This is a genomic window from Rhizorhabdus histidinilytica, assembly GCF_900167915.1.
GTDB classification, from domain to species: domain Bacteria; phylum Pseudomonadota; class Alphaproteobacteria; order Sphingomonadales; family Sphingomonadaceae; genus Rhizorhabdus; species Rhizorhabdus histidinilytica.
Genome location: NZ_FUYM01000001.1, coordinates 145995 through 164088 on the forward strand (window position 1 = coordinate 145995; position 18094 = coordinate 164088).

Consider the following 18094-nt stretch of genomic DNA (forward strand, 5'->3'; position numbering starts at 1 on the left):
CATTTCAAACCGATGTGACAATTGGGACGAGTATCATGAGACATCACTGGACGATGGCGTTGGCCACATTCATCCTGCTCGGCCTCGCGGCCGTGGTCTCGGCGTCGGCGATTGCATCATCGGCGGGTCCCGACCTACGGAAGGAAGGGCGCGCGATGATGGTCGACGCGCAATATCGGCTGGCCCTCGCACTCAGGCGGTGACAATGAGCCCGGACATCATCATCGCGCTCGTGACCTTCTGCGTCGTTTCCTCGGTGACGCCGGGGCCGAACAATATGATGCTGCTGGCGTCGGGCGCGACCTTCGGCTTCGGGCGGACCATTCCGCACATGGCCGGGATCAGCCTCGGCTGCGTCGTGATGATGCTGCTGCTCGGAATCGGGTTGGCGGGCGTGATCGCGCGGGCGCCGTGGCTCTACACGGTGCTGCACATCGCCTCGGCCGCCTATCTGCTCTATCTGAGCTGGCGGATCGCCACGTCGGTCGGCGTCGGATCGACCACGGCGCGGACCCGGCCGCTCGGCATCCTGGAGGCGGCGGCGTTCCAGTGGGTGAACCCCAAGGCCTGGGCGATGTGCCTGGGTATCGCCACCAGCTTCACGCGTCCCGACCACATCATCGTCGACGTGCCGATCGCCGCGGCGATCCTGGCGCTCGCGGGCCTGCCGTGCATCATGCTGTGGGCGGGTGGCGGAACCGTCGTCCGCCAGCTTTTGACGCGCCCCGGCGCGCTGCGTGCTTTCAACATCGGCATGGCGCTGCTGCTCGTCGCATCGCTGGTGCCCGGACTGATCGAGCTGGTCGAGCGGACCTGACTTTCCCTCACGCCGGCCCGTCATCCCGGGGGAAGCCGGGATCTCGGGCGGCTCCTGCCGCGACCTTCTCTCCCTGCCTCCTGAGCTTCCGGCCTCCGTCGGATTGACGAAAGTTCCAACTCTTCATTGCACCGCACAACGCGATGTGCTGATCCTTGCGTCCATGATTCAGGCGGCGCTGCATCATCAGACGATCTACCGCTACGACCATCCGGTCCCGCTGGGCCCCCAGCTCATCCGCCTGCGGCCGGCGCCGCACAGCCGGACGGCGGTGAACAACTATTCGCTGCGGATCAGCCCGGAAAACCATTTCATCAACTGGCAGCAGGATCCGCATGGCAACTGGCTGGCGCGGCTGGTGTTTCCCGAGCGGACCGATGAATTCTCGATCACGGTCGACCTGATCGCCGATCTGGTGGTGGTCAATCCGTTCGACTTCTTCGTCGAGGACTATGCCGAGCAGCGGCCTTTCGCCTATGCGCCCGCGATCGCCGCCGACCTTGCCGCCTATTTCGAGGTCGAGCCGCAGGGGCCGCTGTTCGATGCGTTCGTAGCGCCCTTCGCCGACCTTCGCGCCCGCACGATCGACTTCCTCGTCGACCTCAACGTCGCGATCCACCAGCGGGTCAACTATGTCATCCGCATGGAGCCGGGCGTGCAGACGCCCGAGGAGACGCTGGCGGCCGGCACCGGAAGCTGCCGCGATTCGGCCTGGCTGCTGGTGCAGGCCGCCCGGCGCCTGGGCTTCGCCGCGCGCTTCGTATCGGGCTACTCGATCCAGCTCACCCCCGACATCGTGCCGATCGAGGGCCCCAAGGGGGTCGCCGCCGACGTCTGCGACCTTCACGCCTGGGCGGAGGTCTATGTGCCCGGTGCCGGCTGGATCGGGATGGACGCGACCTCGGGCATGTTCGCGGGGGAGGGGCACATCCCGCTCGCCGCGACCCCGCACTACCGGTCGGCGACCCCGATCGAGGGCGCACTGCTCGAACCCGCCCATGTCGACTTCCATTTCGACATGGACGTGCAGCGCATCGCCGAGGCAGTGCGCATCACCAAGCCGTTCACCGATGCCCGCTGGGAGGCGCTCGACGCGCTCGGCGAGGCGGTCGACGCCGATCTGCTCGCGCAGGACGTGCGGCTGACGACAGGCGGGGAACCGACCTTCGTCGCGCTCGACGACCCGGAGGCGCCCGAATGGAACGGCGACGCGGTCGGCCCGACCAAGGCCGGCTATGCCGACCGGCTGATCCGCAAGCTGCGCGCCCGCTTCGCCCCCGGTGGCCTGCTCCACCACGGCCAGGGCAAATGGTATCCCGGGGAGAGCCTGCCGCGCTGGGGCTATTCGGTCTATTGGCGCACCGACGGCGTGCCGGTGTGGAACGACGCCTCGCTGATCGCGGGAGAGGGAGGCGGCGCTGCGGTCGGGCCGGAACAGGCCGAGGCCTTCCTCTCCGCCATGGCCGAGGGGCTGGGCGTCGGCGCGGCGATGGTCGCGCCGGCCTATGAGGACCCGATCGACTGGTCGGTGAAGGAGGCGCAGCTTCCCGCCAATGTCGACCCCACCGACCCCAGGATCGACGATCCCGAGGCGCGTGCCCGCATGGTCAGGGCGTTCGAGCGGGGGCTGGGCAGCCCGGTCGGCTATGTCCTGCCGATCCAGCGCTGGAATGCGCGCCAGGCGGCGACGCCGGGGCGCTGGCGGTCGGAACGCTGGAGCCTCCGGCGCGGCAAGCTGTTCGCGGTGCCCGGCGACAGCGCGCTCGGCTATCGCCTGCCGCTCGGATCGCTGCCGCATGTGCCGGCCGCCGACTATCCCTATCTCCACCCGCGCGACACCACCGAGCCGCGCGAGCCGATGCCCGACTTCTACCGCCAGCGGGTCGAGGCGGTCGCGCCCGCCGCCGGCCCCGCCGCGCAGGAACGGCAGGAACAGGTGCCGATCGAGGGCGCCGTCCGCACCGCGATCACGGCCGAGGCGAAGGACGGTTATCTCGCGATCTTCCTGCCGCCGACCGAGCGGCTCGAAGACTATCTGGAGCTGATCGCCGAGATCGAGGCGACCGCAGCGCGCACCCGCATCCCGGTGCGGGTCGAGGGCTATGCGCCGCCGCCCGATCCGCGCCTCAACCTGCTCAAGGTGACGCCCGACCCCGGCGTCATCGAGGTCAACGTCCAGCCGGCGGCCAGCTGGCGCGAGACGGTCGAGATCACGACCGGCCTCTACGAGCTGGCGCGCGAGACCGGGCTGACCGCCGACAAATTCATGGTCGACGGCCGCGCCATCGGTACCGGCGGCGGCAACCATATCGTGCTCGGCGGCCGGTCGGTGAACGACTCGCCCTTCATCCGCCGGCCCGACCTCCTCAAGAGCTTCCTGCTCTACTGGCAGCGGCATCCGTCGCTCAGCTATCTCTTCTCGGGCCTGTTCATCGGCCCGACCAGCCAGGCGCCGCGTATCGACGAGGCGCGCCACGACGGCCTCTACGAGCTGGAGATCGCGCTGGCGCAGGTGCCGGCGCCGGGCGAAGGCGACGCTCCGCCGCCCTGGGTGGTCGACCGGCTGTTCCGCAACCTGCTGGTCGACGTGACGGGCAACACCCACCGCACCGAGATTTGTATAGACAAGATGTTCTCACCCGACGGACCGACCGGGCGGCTCGGCCTGCTCGAGTTCCGCGGCTTCGAGATGCCGCCCGAGCCGAAGATGAGCCTCGCCCAGCAATTGCTGCTCCGTGCGCTCACCGCCTGGTTCTGGCGTGAGCCGCTGAAGGGCGGACTGGTCCGTTGGGGCACGGCGCTGCACGACCGCTTCCTGCTGCCGCATTTCGTCTGGGCCGATTTCCTGGAGGTGCTCGGCGATCTTCGCCATGCCGGCTACGCCTTCGATCCTGCCTGGTTCGAGGCGCAGCGCCAGTTCCGCTTCCCGGTCCACGGCACCGTCTCCGCCGGCGGCGTGACGCTGGAGGTCGCGCATGCGCTGGAGCCCTGGCATGTGCTGGGAGAGACCGGGGCGATCGGCGGCACCGTCCGCTATGTCGACAGCTCGACCGAGCGGCTCCAGCTCCGCGCGACCGGGCTGGTGCCGGGCCGCCACGTCGTCGCCGTCAACGGCCGCGCGGTGCCGATGACGCCGACCGGGGTGCCGGGCGAGGCGGTCGGCGGGGTGCGCTACAAGGCGTGGAAGCCGGCCAACTGCCTCCACCCGCTGCTCGATGCCGATGCACCGCTCACCATCGACGTGCTCGACAAGTGGAACGAACGTTCGCTAGGCGGGTGCGTCTATCATGTCGCGCATCCGGGAGGCCGCAACTATGACACCGTGCCGGTCAACGATCTGGAGGCCGAGGCGCGGCGGCGGGCGCGGTTCCAGGACCATGGCCACACGCCGGGCCCGATGACGATCCCGATGCCGGAACGGGCGAGCGAGTTTCCGATGACGCTCGACCTGCGCGTCCCGCCGGGCTGGTAGGACGGCCATGCAGGGCGACATGATGGCCGAGCTGCCGGGCCTGCCGAGCCTCGGCGAAGGCTGGCTCCAGAGCTATATCGCCAAGGCGGGGATGGCCGACGCGCTGCGGGGCGACGTCGGCCGCGGCGCCAAATGGTGGCATGCGCTGTTCGAGGGGATCGGGCGGCTGAGCGAAGGCCGGCTCGACCTGCTCCAGCAACGCATGGCGCGGCAGGTGCAGGAACTGGGCACCGCCTTCCGCCTGCCCGGCGAAGACGGCGAGCGGCCCTGGCCGGTCTCGGCGGTGCCGCTGCTGATCGGCGAGGACGACTGGGCGATCATCGCCGCGGGGATCGCGCAGCGCGCCGAGCTGCTCGAACGGCTGCTGGACGACATCTTCGGCGAGCAGACGGTCGTCGCCAGCGGCGCGGTGCCCGCCGCGCTCGTTACCGGCAGCCGCGCCTTCTGGCGGTCGCAGGTCGGGGTGAAGCCGCCGGGCGGCCATCATCTCCACATCTACGCCGCCGACATCGGCCGCGATCCGAGCGGCGAATGGCGCGTGCTCGACGATCATGTCCGCGCCCCGGTCGGCGCTGGCTATGCGCTGGAGAACCGGCTGGCGTCGACGCGATTGATGGGCGCGCTCCAGACCCGGCTCCATGTCGAGCGGCTCGCGCCCTTTTTTTCGGCTTTCCGAGAGGGGCTGTCGGCGGTCTGCCGCCGGTCCGATCCGCGCATCGGCCTGCTGACGCCGGGCCGCTACAACCAGAGCTATGCCGAGCAGGCGCATCTCGCCCGCTATCTCGGCCTGCTGCTGGTCGAGGGCAGCGATCTTTCAGTGACCGAGGACGGGCTGTTCGTCCGCACGATCGAAGGATTGAAGCGGGTCGACGCGCTGTGGCGCCGGATCGATTCGCGCTATCTGGACCCGCTTGCCTTCGACGCCGGTTCGGCGATCGGCGTTCCGGGCCTGATGGATGCGATGGCGGCGGGGCAGGCGGTGATCGCCAATGCGCCGGGCGCGGGCGCGGTCGAATCGACCGCGATGGGTGCCTTCCTGCCGATGCTGGCGCAGCGGCTGCTGGGCGAGCATCTGATCCTTCCCAACATCGCGACCTGGTGGTGCGGGCAGGACGGCCCGCGCGCTCAGGTCGAGGCGCGGCTCGACGAGCTGCTGATCGCGCCGGCGTTCAGCGAGGCGCCGCTCGGCCTGCCGCGCGGTCGCCCGGTGCTCGCCGGGATACTGAGCCGCGCCCAGCGCGAGGTGCTGCTCGCCGACATGCGCAACCGGCCGACCGACTATGCCGCGCTGGAGGATGTCCATCTGTCGACCACGCCGGCCGTGCTCGACGGGCAGCTCGTGCCGCGCCCCTTCACGGTGCGCGTGTTCGCGGCGCGCGACGGCGAGGGCAAGTGGACGGTGATGCCGGGCGGCTTCGCCCGTATCGGCGACGATTCCGACGCGCGCGCCACGGTGATGGGCGAGGGCGCCTTCTCCGCCGACGTCTGCGTGGTCGGCAAGAAGACGGTCGATCCGGTCTCGCTGCTGCCGCAGAAGGTGCCGATCCGCCGCAATCCGGGCACGCTGCCCAGCCGCGCGGCGGACAATCTCTACTGGCTCGGCCGCTATCTGGAACGGGGCGAGGCGACCCTGCGGCTGGTCCGCGCAACGCTGGGCGGCTCGATCGTCGCCGACGGCGGCGCGGCGCTGTTCCCGCTGACGCTCGACCGGCTCGGTACGATGCTGATCGCTTCAGGCGCCGCGATCGCCGAACGGCCGGCGGCCGAGGAAGGCGAGGAACCGGAGGAGGATGGCGCCGGCGAGACCCACGACCTGCGCGAGCTGGCGCTGCTCGCGCTTGACGGTGACGGGCCGGCGAGCATCGCGACGTTGATGCGCCATGCCCGCGCCATTGCCAGCGGAACGCGCGACCGCCTGTCGGGCGACGTCTGGCGCCTCGTCGACGCGCCGTTGCCGACGGCAGCGTCAGACGATGCGGAGGCGACGCTGGCCCGCGCGGTCGACCTGCAGGAGCGCTTCTCAGCGCTCGCCGGGCTGTCGGCGGAGAATATGGGGCGCACCGCCGGCTGGCGCTTCCACGACATGGGGCGGCGGATCGAACGGGCGTTGTGGGGGTGCCGCCAGGTCCGCATCTTCGGCGGCGCCGACGCATCGGCCGACGACCTCACCACCCTGCTCGACCTGTTCGACAGCCAGATCAGCTATCGCGCGCGCTATCTCGCCGGGCTGGCACTCGAACCGGTTCGCGACCTCGTCGCGCTCGACCCCTATAACCCGCGCTCGATCGCCTTCCAGGTCGAGCGGATCGCCCGCCACCTCGCCGAGCTGCCGGCCCTGCACGACGACGGCATGGCCGAAGCCCATGAGATGATCTTCTACCGGATCGAGGCGACGCTCCGCACCGCGACCGCCGAGACACTCGACGCCGCGACGATGCTGGGGCTGGAGAATATGGTCTCCGAACTGTCCAACGCGATCAGCACGCGCTTCTTCCTGCAGGGCAGCGAGGGATTGCGCATGTCCGGCATGACGCTGGCCTGAGCGGACGCGCGATGCTCTACCAGGTCCGCCACCGAACCCTGTTCCGCTACGCCTATCCGGTCGCCTTCGCGCGCTGCAACCTGCGCCTCCGGCCGGTCGACTGGGCGGGGCAGCGGCTGGAGAAGTTCCGGCTCCATCTGTCGCCGGGCGCGCGTGTCACCGGTACGGGGCCGACCGGCTATCTCGGCCACGTCACCCGCATGGTGGTGGAGAAGCCGGCGCGCGAGCTGGAGATCGAGAGCCGTTTCCGCATCCGGGTGGATCGGCCGGTACCAATGCCGCTGCCCGGCGACCCGACCGTGGCCGAGGTCGCCGCCGCGGCGCGTGCGACGCTCGACATCGGCGCGGAGAGCCCGGCCAACTTCATCTATCCCTCGCCGACGATCCCGCTGAGCGCGGCGATCACCGCCTGGTCGTCCGAGCTGCTCGACCCCGATCGCGGCATCGTAGAGGCGGGGCTGGCGCTCGCCACCCGCATCCATGACCGCTTCATCTATGACGGCAGCGCCACGACGGTCGACACCAGCCCGGCCGAGGCGTTCGAGAAGCGGCACGGGGTCTGCCAGGACTTCGCGCAGATCATGATCGCGGGCCTGCGCGGCGTGGGCGTGCCGGCGGCCTATGTCTCGGGCTATCTGCGCACCATCCCGCCACCCGGCCAGCCGCGCCTGGTCGGCGCCGACGCGACCCATGCCTGGGTGGTGATCTGGTGCGGGGCGGAACGCGGCTGGCTGGGCTTCGACCCGACCAACGCCTGCCTGGTGGGCAGCGACCATATCGTCACCGCCATGGGCCGCGATTATGCCGACGTCGCGCCGATCGACGGGGTGTTCACCGGCCAGGAAGGGCAGAAGATCGACGTCGCGGTCGACGTGGAGCCGGTGGGGTAAATCTTCCGTTCGTCCCGAGCGAAGTCGAGGGACGTTCGCACTCGGCCACGATCCTGCTTCGCACGATCGTCTCGACTTCGCTCGACACGAACGGGATGGAGGAACCTGGCAGACCGTTCAGCGCCAGCCGCGCTGGGAACCGGATGGAGCCTGCCGCCAGTCGGGTCGCCGCGCGCGCTCGCGCTGCTTCTGGGCCATGGATTTCATGTTGCGGAAGCCGCGCGCGCGGCGGCGGCGCTGTCGCTGGTGCCAGCGCAGGCCGAGGTTGAGCAGCAGCGAGCCGAGCACGATCGCGCCGAAAACGGCGATCGCGCCCCATTGTATCGCCTGTTCCTCCACGGCCCGATCCTTCCTGTCCGTCGCTTCTTCTACCAGCGTCCGGGTTGAACCGATGTTAACAAGTGCAACGCTGCCACTGGCGCCGGGCGCGACTTTTCTCTAGCGCCGCGATTATGATGACACCGCCCCGGATCGCCCTGTTCCTCTCCGTCCCCGCATTGGCCGCGGCCGCGCCTGCGCTGGCGGCCGATGGGCTGGCGATCGGCGGCGAGGTGCGCGCGCGCTACGAGGCGATCGACGGGCAGGCGCGGGCGGGATTCGACAGCCGGGACACGCTGTTCACCCTGCGCACCCGCATCCACGCCGAATATCGTACCGGCGCGGTGCGCTTCGGCGCGGAGCTGTTCGACAGCCGTGCCTATGGCGCCGATCGGGGGACGCCGCTGTCGACCGGTGAGGTCAACACGCTGGAGCCGGTCCAGGCCTATGTCGCGGGGGACATCGACGGAGCGCTGGGGGCGGGAAGCCGGCTGTCGCTGACGGCGGGACGCATGACGCTGAACCTCGGGTCGCGCCGGATCGTCGCCGCCGACGATTATCGCAACACCACCAACAGCTATACGGGGCTGCGCGCCGACCTGACCGCGCGCGGCGGCGTCAACGCGACATTCATCTATACATTACCGCAGATGCGGCGGCCCGACGATGCGGAGGCCCTGCGCGACAACCGGCCGAAGCTCGATCGCGAGAGCTTCGACGCGGTACTGTGGGGCGGCCTGGTCAGCCGCGACGACATGATCGGCCGCGCGATGCTCGAGCTCAGCTTCTTCCATTTCGGTGAACGGGACTCCCCGCGCCTCGCGACGCGGGACCGGTCGCTCGATACCTTCGGCGGGCGGATCATCGCCGAGCCGGCGGCGGGACGCCTCGACTATGAAGTCGAGGTCCTCGCGCAGCGCGGCTCGATCAGCCGTTCGCTCGCCGCCGGCGCCGGCCGGCAGTCGGTGCGCGCCAGCTTCGTCCATGCCGACATCGGCTACAGCTTCCGCACCGCCTGGAAGCCGCGGCTGTCGATCGAGTTCGATCGGGCGAGCGGGGATCGGGCGGGCGGCCGCTATGGCCGCTTCGATACGCTGTTCGGCATGCGGCGCGCCGACCTGGCGCCTTCGGGGATCTACGGTGCCGTCGCGCGTGCCAACATCGTGACGCCGGGCATCCGTATCGAAGCCACGCCAAGCGGCCGGCTCGACGGTTTCATCGCCTATCGGCCGATGTGGCTCGCGGCCGACGAGGATGCTTTCTCCACCAGCGGCGTGCGCGATGCGACGGGCCGGTCGGGCGACTTCGCCGGCCATCAGATCGAAGGGCGACTGCGCTACTGGCTGGTGCCGAAAAGGCTGCGCTTCGAATTCGACGGGGTGCTGCTCGCCAAGGGGCGCTTCCTGCGGGATGCCCCCAATGCGACGCGCAAGCGCTGGACTCGCTATGGATCGTTCAACCTGACCGCCAGCTTCTGATTTCTTTTTGTTTCCCGCCTTGTTCCGGCGGCGGAGCATCCTATCTCGATGGTGCGGGCCGGGCCCCTCTGGCGCTTCTTCGGAAGCGTGATGTCGGACCGCATCGGGTAAGCCGGTGCAGGTTCGATCATCCTACCTCACCGGCATATCCGATCGATGCAACCATCGAAGGGAATGCCTGACATGACTGCCATGATGTACCGCCTGTCCGTGATCCACCACAAGCTGGACACCGAGATACGCCGCGAGCTGAAGCGCCGCTTTCCGGACAGCATCCGCCTGCTGAGGCTCAAGAAGCTTCGGCTGATGGTCAAGGACCGGCTGGCGGGCAATATGCGCGGGGCGTTCGCCTGATCGATCGGCCGGCGCGTCAGCCGAACAGGATCGCGCCGGCGATCAGGGCGAGGCCCAAGAACAACGCGATCGCGATCCGGCCGCCCGCCGCCGCGAGCGCCGCTGACGGATCGGCCGGCCGCGCCGGTTCGGGCTCGTTGCCCAGCCGGCGCATCGCTCCGCGCAGCAGCCGCGGCGCGTCTTCCCCGGCGCGGCCGAACTCCCACAGCAATTCGCGCAAGGTCCGGGTCCAGCGATCGGGATCGAGCCGGGCGAGCGCGATCCGGCTGCCGGCGCGCGCGATCGCAGCCGATAGGTCATAATCGGGTGCGATCGCCGACAGGACGCCGTCGATCGTCACCAGCGCCTTGAAGATCAGCACCAGGTCGGGGGGCAGCACCAGCCGCTCCTCCCGCATCAGTGCGAAGAAATCGGCGATCATCGTCTTCAGCACGATGCGCGTGCCGCCATGGCGTTCGACCAGCCGATCGGCGGCGCGGCGGAAGGCGGCAGCCGGAATGTCGTCCACGACCGACCAACGCCGCAGGATAGCAGCGAGGCTCGCGGCGTCCGCGCCGGCGATCGCGCGGACGAAGTCGATGAATTCCTCCCGTCGGAGAGGGGAAACATGACCGATCATCCCCAGGTCGAGCAGGGCAATGCGGTTGCCGGGCAGGCAGAGGAGGTTGCCGGGATGCGGATCGGCGTGGAAGCGCCCGTTCACCAGGATCATGTCGAGGACCATGTCCGCGCCGAGATCGGCGATCGCGGCGGGATCGATCCCCTGCGCGATCAGGCTCGCCGCGTCGCGGGGCGGTACGCCGGCGACGAAATCCATCACCAGCAGGGTTTCCGATGTGAGCTCCCAATGGATATCGGGGATCACCACGTCGGGATGGCTGGCAAAATCCTCGCGCAGGCGATCGGCGTTCCGGCCTTCATGGGTGAAGTCCAGTTCCTCGAGCACCGCTTCGGCAAGGCGGCGGACCAGTGCGGCCGGAGCCCAGCGTCGCGCCTCCGGACTCGCACCCTCGATCATCCCGGCGAAATGGGTGAGCAGGCGCAAGTCGGCCTCCATCCGCGCGCGGATGTCGGGCCGGCGGATCTTGACCGCCACCGCCCGGCCGTCGCGCAAGGTGGCGCGATGGACCTGCGCGATCGAGGCGGCGGCGAGCGGTGCGGTGTCGAAGCTGGCAAAGGCCGTCTCGGGCGGCTCGCCAAGCGCCGTTTCGACGGCGGGGCGGAGCCGGTCGAAGGGAAGGGTCGGCGCCCGGCTGTGAAGCTGCTCGAACTCGGCGATCCAGGCCGGCGGCAACAGGTCGCCGCGCGTCGCGAGGATCTGGCCGAGCTTGACGAACGTCGGCCCCAGTTCCTCCATCGCGCGGCGGGCACGGCGGGGAAGATCATCGCCATCGGTTCCGCCGTCGCCCAGCGACAGGCCCATCCGTCTCAGCAGCAGCTGCAGCCCAAAGCGCGAAACGACCCCCACGATCTCGGCAAGCCGCCCCCGGTCGCGGGCGGCGACCCTTATCATGCCGAGCATGCATGCTCCGGCACGGCGCCCGCTTCCGCCCGTCCCGCTGCCTTGGCGACGAGGCGGTTCACATAGTCGATCTTGGCGGTGATCGCAGGCGACAGACGAAAGGGATAGAGATCCGGCTGCCCCATGCTGCGGTTGACCGTGTTCAGCGCGAAACTCCACGGCACCATCTGCGCGGCGAGCCGTTCGGTCGGCGCCGTGTAGGGGTCGAAGCCGACCGCCGCGCCGGGGTGGCCTTCGGGGCCCGGGAAAGGCGCCATCCGCATGTCGAAGCCGCCGATCGTCGCCAGCGTGTCGACCATGTGGAGATAATGGGCGAAGGTCTCTGCGAAATCCTCCCATGGGTGGGCGGTCGCGTAGAAGCTGACATAGTCGTCGGTCCAGACCTTGTCGCCTCCAGCGCCGTAATGCGCCTGCAGTGCCTGGGCATAGTCCACCGTCTCGTCGCCGAAGAGATCGCGGAACGCTGCCAGTTCGGCCGGATCGGTCGCGACGAGCCGCGCCCAGTAATGATGGCCGACCTCATGCCGGAAATGGCCCAGCAGGGTGCGGTAGGGCTCCCCCATCGCGCGGCGCATCCGCTCGCGCTCGGCATCGTCGGCTTCGATCAGGTTGAGCGTCACCACGCCGCCGTCATGGCCGGTGGTGACCTGGGCGTTGCCTTGTTCCTCGGCTGAGGGATCATATAAGAAATCAAAGGCAAGCCCTTGGATCTTATCGCGTTCCTCTGCCTTGGTTTCCAGCGGCAGGCCTAGCCTGATCAGCGTATGGAACATCCGCCGCTTGGCCGCCTCGATCTTCGCCCAGCGTGGCGGCACCGATGGCACCGACAAGTCGGGGATCGTCCGGTTATGGCGACAGGCGCGGCAATAGGGCGTGTTCTCGCCCGTGCCCACGAGCCAGTTGCACACGCCGTGCGCGTCGTTGTTCGCGCAGACCACGACATCGTGCGGCTGCCCGTCGATGTCGCGCCAGGTGGTGGCGCCGTCGCCGAGGAAGAGAAACCCGTCCGACGCCGGATCATAGCCCAGGGTGAAGGCGCAGGCGGGGCAGATGCGCGCCTCGAAATGCAACAGGCGCTTGCAGTTGGGGCAGGGATAGGGCGCCATGGCGGCAACTCGCTTGTAGTTCGTCGATTTAGGTCCCAGAACGCGGGTCGGCTCCGGCGGGTTGCCGCTGAAGCCGCCAAATTTTCACTTGCGGAACGGCAAGCCGATACACATCTCCCATGTTGCATTTTTGCAACAGGTGCGACGGCAGGATGACGACGACGACGATGGCGGATCTCTATTCGAAGCTGGGTGTGAAGCGTGGGGCGGACGAGGCCGAGATCAAGAAGGCCTATCGCAAGCTCGCCAAGGAGCTGCACCCCGACCGCAACCAGGACAATCCGAAGGCCGCCGAGCGCTTCGCCGAGGTGACGGCCGCCTATGACCTGCTATCCGATCGAGACAAGCGCGCTCAATATGATCGCGGGGAGATCGACGAGCAGGGCAATCCGCGCGGACCCTTCGGTTTCGGCGGACGCGGCGGCGGCGGCGGGGGCGGGGGCGGCTTCCATCCCGGCGCGGGCCCCGGCGGCGCAAGCTTCGAGTTCGGCGACGCTTCCGACTTCGGCGACATCTTCGAGGGTATTTTCGGTCGCTCGCGAGGCGGCGGCGGTCCCGGCGCGGGCCGGCGCGGCTTCGGCGGTTTCGGGACCCAGGGCGGCAGCCGCCCCATGAAGGGCGCGGACGTCTCCTATCGACTGGCCGTGCCGTTCGAGGAGGCCGCGGCGCTGAAACCGCAGCGTATCACCCTGGCGAACGGCAAGACGATCGACGTCAAGCTGCCCAACGGGGTCGAATCGGGGACGCAGATGCGGCTGGCCGGGCAGGGCGAGGAAGGCCCCGGCGGCAAGGGTGACGCGATCATCACCGTAGATGTCCGTCCGCACCGCTTCTTCCGCCGCGACGAGGACGACGTCCGGCTCGACCTTCCGGTCGCGATCGACGAGGCTGTGATGGGCGCCAAGGTGAAGGTGCCGACCGTCGACGGCGCGGTGATGCTGGCGATCCCCAAGGGCACCAGCTCGGGCAAGACGCTACGGCTCAAGGGCAAGGGTTTCCATCGCAAGGACGGGTCGCGCGGCGACCAGCTCGTCACCGTGATGATCGACATCCCGGCCGGCGATGCCGATCTCGAGGCGTTCATCGAGACATGGCCGGGCAAGGGGCAGCGCAACCCGCGCGCCAATCTGGGCGTTTGATCGGACGGGCATTGGCGAGGCGATAGGAGCGGCGCGCTTTGGTGAAGGACGAATCCCCCGAAGCCCGCCGTCGCCGGCCGTTCGAGAAGCACCTGAACGAGATGCGCCCCGGCGGGCGCATCTACACCATCCTCCGCCGCGCGGCGCTCGGCGTCTATGCCGACGGCTTCATCCATGCCGGCAACATCGCCTATCTGGCGCTGCTGACGATGTTTCCTTTCTTCATCGTCATGGCGGCGCTGGCGCAGCTGTTCGGCCGGACGCCTGATGTCCAGCACGCGGTCTACGGCTTCCTCGCGACGGTGCCGCCCTCGGTGCGCCAGCTCGTCGCCCAGCCGATCAGCGACGTGCTGGCGGCGAACAACAAGGGCGCGCTGCTGTGGCTTGGCGCGCTGGTCGGGCTGTGGACGGTCGGCAGCTTCATCGAGACGATCCGCGACATCCTCTACCGCGCCTATGGCACGCGGCCGAGCAAGGGCTTCTGGCATTATCGCGTCGGCTCGATCCTGATCATCGTCGTGTCGGTCATCCTCGTCATGGCGGCGTTCAGCGCCCAGGTCGTGCTGACCGGCGTCGAGCAGATCATCTGGCGGCTGCTACCCTTCGCGGACAACGTCCAACCGCTGATCAACCTCTCGCGCATCGGCCCGCTGCTGATGCTGGCCGGCGCGCTCTATGCGCTGTTCGTGGCGCTGACCCCGCTCAAATATCGGATATCCGACTGCCCGAAATGGCCCGGCGCACTTTTCACCGCGGGCTGGTGGATGGCGGTGACCATGCTGCTGCCGATCGTGGTCGGCGCGTTCGGCGGCTATGGCCGCACCTATGGCAGCCTGGCGGGCGTGATCGTGACACTGCTGTTCTTCTGGCTGGTGGGGCTGGGGTTGGTTTTCGGGGCGCACCTCAACGCGGCTCTAGCGGAAGGACCGGAAACTTCTGTAAAGGAGGCCGCGCCGAACGAATAAGGGAGATGTCGTGGCGGGTTTGATGCAGGGGAAGCGCGGGCTGATCATGGGGCTCGCCAATGATCGCTCGCTGGCGTGGGGAATCGCCAAGGCGCTTCACGAGCAGGGCGCGGAAATGGCGTTCAGCTACCAGGGTGAGGCGCTGGAGCGGCGCGTCCGTCCACTGGCCGAGCAGGTCGGTTCCGATTTCCTGATCGAGTGCGACGTGTCGACCGATGCGGGCGTGGACGCGGCCTTCGCGACGCTTGCCGCGCGCTGGCCGACGATCGACTTCCTCGTCCACGCGATCGGCTTTTCGGACAAGAACGAGCTGCGCGGCAAATATGTCGACACCAGCCTCGACAATTTCCTGTTGACCATGAACATCTCGGCCTACAGCCTGGTCGCGGTCACCAAGCGCGCGCGGCCGATGATGGCGGCGGGCGGATCGATCCTGACGCTCAGCTATTACGGCGCCGAGAAGGTGGTGCCACATTATAACGTGATGGGCGTCGCCAAGGCCGCGCTGGAGACCAGCGTCAAATATCTGGCGATGGACCTGGGGCCGGAGAATATCCGCGTCAACGCGATCTCGGCCGGGCCGATCAAGACGCTGGCGGCCAGCGGGATCGGCGATTTCCGCTACATCCTCAAGTGGAACGAGCTCAACTCGCCGCTCCGCCGCAACGTGACGATCGAGGATGTCGGCGGCGCCGGCCTCTACATGCTGTCCGACCTCGCCTCGGGCGTGACCGGCGAGATCCACCATGTCGATGCCGGCTACAACGTCATCGGCATGAAGGCCGAGGACGCCCCGGACATCGCGCTGGCGTAGATTTCCCTCTCCCGGAAGGGAGAGGGAAGGGGCCCGCGCCGTAGGCGTGGGAAGGGTGAGGGCACGGTGAAGGCGATCGACGGCACCGAGGCCCTCGCGCGATCCCGCGCCCTTCGCCGGTCGGCGACGGACGCCGAAAGGATCCTCTGGCGTGAGTTGCGAAACCGGCGGCTGGACGGCTTCAAATTCCGCCGCCAGGTCTGGATCGGTCCGTTCATTGCCGATTTCGCCTGTGTCGAGGCGAAGCTGGTTGTCGAGGCCGATGGATCGCAGCATGGCGAAAATCGGGAATATGACGTAGGGCGCGACGCCTATCTGAGGAGCGAGGGATATCGGGTGATCCGGGTCTGGAACAATGAAGTGACGGGAAACCTGCCCGGCGTGCTGGAAGCGATCCGTTGCGCGCTCGTTGAGCGCGTGCCCTCACCCTCCCAAGCCTGCGGCTTGGGCCCCTCCCTCTCCCTTGGGGAGAGGGAAGCATGAGCTTCAACAGCTTCGGCCGCGTCTTTCGCTTCTCGACCTGGGGGGAGAGCCACGGGCCGGCGATCGGCGCGGTGGTCGACGGCTGCCCGCCGGGGCTGGCGCTGAGCGAGGCCGATATCCAGCCCTGGCTCGACAAGCGCCGGCCGGGCACCTCGCGCTTCACCACCCAGCGGCAGGAGCCCGACCAGGTCCGCATCCTGTCAGGCGTGTTCGAGGGTCGGACGACCGGAACGCCGATCAGCCTGATGATCGAGAATGTAGACCAGCGCTCGAAGGATTATTCCGAGGTCGCGCTCGCCTATCGGCCCGGCCATGCCGACTATGCCTATGACGCCAAATATGGCTTCCGCGACTATCGCGGCGGCGGGCGTTCCTCGGCGCGCGAAACGGCGTCGCGGGTGGCGGCGGGCGCGGTCGCGCGGCTGGTGATCCCGAATGTCAGGATCCGGGCTTATCTCATTGAACTCGGCGGAGATCGGATCGATCCCGCCGCGTTCGATGATGCCGCGATCGACGAGAATCCTTTCTTCTGCCCCGACCGCGCGGCGGCAGCGCGCTGGGAGGCGATCGTCGACGATGCGCGCAAGGCCGGCTCCTCGGTCGGCGCCGTCGTCGAATGCGTCGCGGAGGGCGTTCCGGCCGGCTGGGGCGCGCCGCTCTACGCTAAGCTCGACAGCGAGCTGGCGGCGGCATGCATGTCGATCAACGCCGTCAAGGGCGTCGAGATCGGCGACGGCTTCGCCGCGGCGCGGCTGACCGGCGAGAGCAATGCCGATCCGATGCGGCCCGGCAATGACGGCAAGCCGGTATTCCTGGCCAACCATGCCGGCGGGATCGCGGGCGGCATCGCCACCGGGCAGCCGGTGGTGGTGCGGATCGCGCTCAAGCCGACATCGTCGATCCTGACCCCGGTCGAGACGATCGGCCGCGACGGCCAAGCCGCCGACATCCGCACCAAGGGCCGCCACGACCCCTGCGTCGGGATCCGCGCAGCGCCGGTGCTGGAGGCGATGGTCGCGTTGGTGCTCGCCGACCAGAAGCTGTTGCACCGGGCGCAGGTCGGATGAGCGGGGCCGACCGCCCTGATCGCATCGCCCGCCGCATCCATGTGAAGGGCAAGGTGCAGGGCGTCTGGTTCCGCGCCTGGACGATCGAGCAGGCGGCCGAGCTCGGCCTCGACGGTTGGGTGCGCAACCGCATGGACGGTTCTGTCGAGGCGGTCGCGGCGGGGCCCGCCGACCAGGTCGAGGAACTGATCGCCCGCTGCCGGCGCGGATCACCCGCGTCGCGGGTCGCTTCGGTCGATGTCGAGGATACGCCCGGCGTGGTCGCGCAGGGCTTCACCCAGAAGCCAACGGTATGAGCATGAGCGTCCGCCCGATCCGGATCGATGCGCTGGGCGCGCTGCCGCACGGCTTCCTCGGCCGCGAAGGCGGGGTGTCGCAGGGCATCCATGCCGGGCTCAACGTCGGGCTGGGATCGGACGACGATCGCGACGCGATCCGCGAGAATCGCCGCCGCGCGGTCGAGGCGGTGGCGCCCGGCCATGATCTCGTCACGCTCCACCAGGTTCATTCGGCCGATGCGGTGGCGGTCACTGCTCCCTTCGCCGACGATGCGCGGCCGCATGCCGATGCGCTGGTCACCGACCGGCCGGGCCTGCTGCTCGGCATCCTCACCGCCGATTGCGTGCCGGTGCTGTTCGCCGATGCGGCGGCCGGTGTGGTCGGCGCAGCGCATGCCGGCTGGAAGGGCGCGCTGTCGGGAGTGACCGACGCCACCCTGGCCGAGATGGAGGCGTTGGGCGCCGACCGCTCGCGGATCGTCGCGGCGATCGGGCCGTGCATCGCGCGGGCGAGCTATGAGGTCGACGAGGGCTTCGTCCGCCGCTTCGAAGCCGACGACCCCGCCAATGAGCGCTTCTTCGCCGACGGGCGCCGCGCCGGCCACGCCCAGTTCGACATCGAGGCCTATGTCGCGCACCGGCTGGCGGCGACGGGGGTGGGACGGGTGATCGCGATCGGCGAGGACACCTATGCCCAGCCCGATCGCTTCTTCAGCTTCCGCCGGGCCACCCACAAGGGCGAGCCCGGCTATGGTCGGCAGATATCGCTGATCGGACTGCCCGGCTGAGTCGGTTGGAAAATGCGGTTTCACCGCATTTTGCGGCACCGGCCCGCTCCCCCACCCGACC

Annotated in this window: 17 protein-coding genes; 14 read left to right on the forward strand and 3 right to left on the reverse strand. The window is 68.9% G+C overall.

Annotation, left to right across the window (positions count from 1 at the left end; translation table 11 throughout):
- Positions 1-35: 35 nt before the first annotated feature.
- The 5 genes from B5X82_RS26625 (at position 36) to B5X82_RS00715 (ending at position 7721) form a co-directional block, all read left to right on the forward strand.
- Positions 36-203 carry a hypothetical protein gene (locus B5X82_RS26625; RefSeq protein WP_176152426.1) on the forward strand — a complete coding sequence of 56 codons (168 nt, stop codon included), beginning with the start codon at positions 36-38 and terminating at the stop codon, positions 201-203.
- 2 nt (positions 204-205) lie between these two features.
- Positions 206-817, forward strand: a complete 612-nt coding sequence (locus B5X82_RS00700; RefSeq protein WP_079646127.1) for a LysE family translocator — start codon at positions 206-208, stop codon at positions 815-817.
- Between the two features lie 163 nt (positions 818-980).
- Positions 981-4289, forward strand: a complete 3309-nt coding sequence (locus tag B5X82_RS00705) for a transglutaminase family protein (protein ID WP_079646678.1) — start codon at positions 981-983, stop codon at positions 4287-4289.
- Between the two features lie 7 nt (positions 4290-4296).
- Positions 4297-6831 carry a circularly permuted type 2 ATP-grasp protein gene (locus B5X82_RS00710; protein ID WP_079646128.1) on the forward strand — a complete coding sequence of 845 codons (2535 nt, stop codon included), beginning with the start codon at positions 4297-4299 and terminating at the stop codon, positions 6829-6831.
- A gap of 11 nt (positions 6832-6842) precedes the next feature.
- Positions 6843-7721 carry a transglutaminase family protein gene (locus B5X82_RS00715; RefSeq protein ID WP_079646129.1) on the forward strand — a complete coding sequence of 293 codons (879 nt, stop codon included), beginning with the start codon at positions 6843-6845 and terminating at the stop codon, positions 7719-7721.
- Between the two features lie 117 nt (positions 7722-7838).
- On the opposite strand, the gene B5X82_RS00720 is transcribed toward B5X82_RS00715, so the two are convergent.
- On the reverse strand, positions 7839-8060 hold the full coding sequence (locus tag B5X82_RS00720) for a hypothetical protein (RefSeq protein WP_079646130.1): 222 nt from the start codon (positions 8058-8060) through the stop codon (positions 7839-7841).
- A gap of 62 nt (positions 8061-8122) precedes the next feature.
- Here B5X82_RS00720 and B5X82_RS00725 point away from each other — a divergent pair, with 62 nt between their 5' ends.
- The gene (locus tag B5X82_RS00725) at positions 8123-9517 is read left to right on the forward strand and encodes an alginate export family protein (RefSeq protein WP_079646131.1); all 1395 of its coding nucleotides are present in this window, start codon (positions 8123-8125) and stop codon (positions 9515-9517) included.
- A gap of 183 nt (positions 9518-9700) precedes the next feature.
- Positions 9701-9871: a DUF465 domain-containing protein gene (locus B5X82_RS00730; RefSeq protein ID WP_079646132.1), complete on the forward strand. Its 171-nt coding sequence runs from the start codon at positions 9701-9703 to the stop codon at positions 9869-9871.
- A gap of 16 nt (positions 9872-9887) precedes the next feature.
- Here the strand turns inward: B5X82_RS00730 and B5X82_RS00735 are convergent, their stop codons facing one another.
- Together B5X82_RS00735 and B5X82_RS00740 are read right to left on the reverse strand one after the other, a co-directional pair.
- Positions 9888-11393, reverse strand: a complete 1506-nt coding sequence (locus B5X82_RS00735; RefSeq protein ID WP_079646133.1) for an ABC1 kinase family protein — start codon at positions 11391-11393, stop codon at positions 9888-9890.
- Positions 11381-12499, reverse strand: a complete 1119-nt coding sequence (locus B5X82_RS00740) for a zinc-binding metallopeptidase family protein (protein WP_079646134.1) — start codon at positions 12497-12499, stop codon at positions 11381-11383. The genes B5X82_RS00735 and B5X82_RS00740 overlap by 13 nt, the downstream gene beginning before the upstream one ends.
- A 167-nt stretch (positions 12500-12666) precedes the next feature.
- On the opposite strand from B5X82_RS00740, the gene B5X82_RS00745 reads away from it, so the two are divergent.
- The 7 genes from B5X82_RS00745 (at position 12667) to pgeF (ending at position 18033) form a co-directional block, all read left to right on the forward strand.
- A complete protein-coding gene (locus B5X82_RS00745; RefSeq protein ID WP_176152453.1) occupies positions 12667-13638 on the forward strand; it encodes a DnaJ C-terminal domain-containing protein in 972 nt (323 codons plus the stop codon).
- A 41-nt stretch (positions 13639-13679) separates the two neighbouring features.
- A complete protein-coding gene (locus B5X82_RS00750) occupies positions 13680-14603 on the forward strand; it encodes a YihY/virulence factor BrkB family protein (RefSeq protein WP_079646680.1) in 924 nt (307 codons plus the stop codon).
- A 10-nt stretch (positions 14604-14613) separates the two neighbouring features.
- The gene (gene fabI, locus B5X82_RS00755; RefSeq protein WP_079646135.1) at positions 14614-15417 is read left to right on the forward strand and encodes an enoyl-ACP reductase FabI; all 804 of its coding nucleotides are present in this window, start codon (positions 14614-14616) and stop codon (positions 15415-15417) included.
- A 66-nt stretch (positions 15418-15483) separates the two neighbouring features.
- Positions 15484-15900: an endonuclease domain-containing protein gene (locus tag B5X82_RS00760; protein ID WP_328588162.1), complete on the forward strand. Its 417-nt coding sequence runs from the start codon at positions 15484-15486 to the stop codon at positions 15898-15900.
- A complete protein-coding gene (gene aroC / locus B5X82_RS00765; protein ID WP_079646136.1) occupies positions 15897-16967 on the forward strand; it encodes a chorismate synthase in 1071 nt (356 codons plus the stop codon). Before B5X82_RS00760 ends, aroC begins: the two co-directional genes overlap by 4 nt.
- Entirely contained in the window at positions 16964-17263 is a 300-nt protein-coding gene (locus B5X82_RS00770) for an acylphosphatase (RefSeq protein WP_079646137.1), read from the forward strand. The genes aroC and B5X82_RS00770 overlap by 4 nt, the downstream gene beginning before the upstream one ends.
- Positions 17260-18033, forward strand: a complete 774-nt coding sequence (gene pgeF / locus B5X82_RS00775) for a peptidoglycan editing factor PgeF (RefSeq protein ID WP_079646138.1) — start codon at positions 17260-17262, stop codon at positions 18031-18033. The genes B5X82_RS00770 and pgeF overlap by 4 nt, the downstream gene beginning before the upstream one ends.
- Positions 18034-18094: the final 61 nt, after the last annotated feature.

What these genes read in the sequence shown, in the direction of transcription:
- B5X82_RS26625 (WP_176152426.1), top strand. Translation starts at nt 36, where the DNA reads ATGAGACATCACTGGACGATGGCGTTGGCCACATTCATCCTGCTCGGC.
- B5X82_RS00700 (WP_079646127.1), top strand. Translation starts at nt 206, where the DNA reads ATGAGCCCGGACATCATCATCGCGCTCGTGACCTTCTGCGTCGTTTCC.
- B5X82_RS00705 (WP_079646678.1), top strand. Translation starts at nt 981, where the DNA reads ATGATTCAGGCGGCGCTGCATCATCAGACGATCTACCGCTACGACCAT.
- B5X82_RS00710 (WP_079646128.1), top strand. Translation starts at nt 4,297, where the DNA reads ATGCAGGGCGACATGATGGCCGAGCTGCCGGGCCTGCCGAGCCTCGGC.
- B5X82_RS00715 (WP_079646129.1), top strand. Translation starts at nt 6,843, where the DNA reads ATGCTCTACCAGGTCCGCCACCGAACCCTGTTCCGCTACGCCTATCCG.
- B5X82_RS00730 (WP_079646132.1), top strand. Translation starts at nt 9,701, where the DNA reads ATGACTGCCATGATGTACCGCCTGTCCGTGATCCACCACAAGCTGGAC.
- B5X82_RS00735 (WP_079646133.1), bottom strand. Translation starts at nt 11,393, where the DNA reads ATGCTCGGCATGATAAGGGTCGCCGCCCGCGACCGGGGGCGGCTTGCC.
- B5X82_RS00740 (WP_079646134.1), bottom strand. Translation starts at nt 12,499, where the DNA reads ATGGCGCCCTATCCCTGCCCCAACTGCAAGCGCCTGTTGCATTTCGAG.
- B5X82_RS00745 (WP_176152453.1), top strand. Translation starts at nt 12,667, where the DNA reads ATGGCGGATCTCTATTCGAAGCTGGGTGTGAAGCGTGGGGCGGACGAG.
- aroC (WP_079646136.1), top strand. Translation starts at nt 15,897, where the DNA reads ATGAGCTTCAACAGCTTCGGCCGCGTCTTTCGCTTCTCGACCTGGGGG.
- B5X82_RS00770 (WP_079646137.1), top strand. Translation starts at nt 16,964, where the DNA reads ATGAGCGGGGCCGACCGCCCTGATCGCATCGCCCGCCGCATCCATGTG.
- pgeF (WP_079646138.1), top strand. Translation starts at nt 17,260, where the DNA reads ATGAGCATGAGCGTCCGCCCGATCCGGATCGATGCGCTGGGCGCGCTG.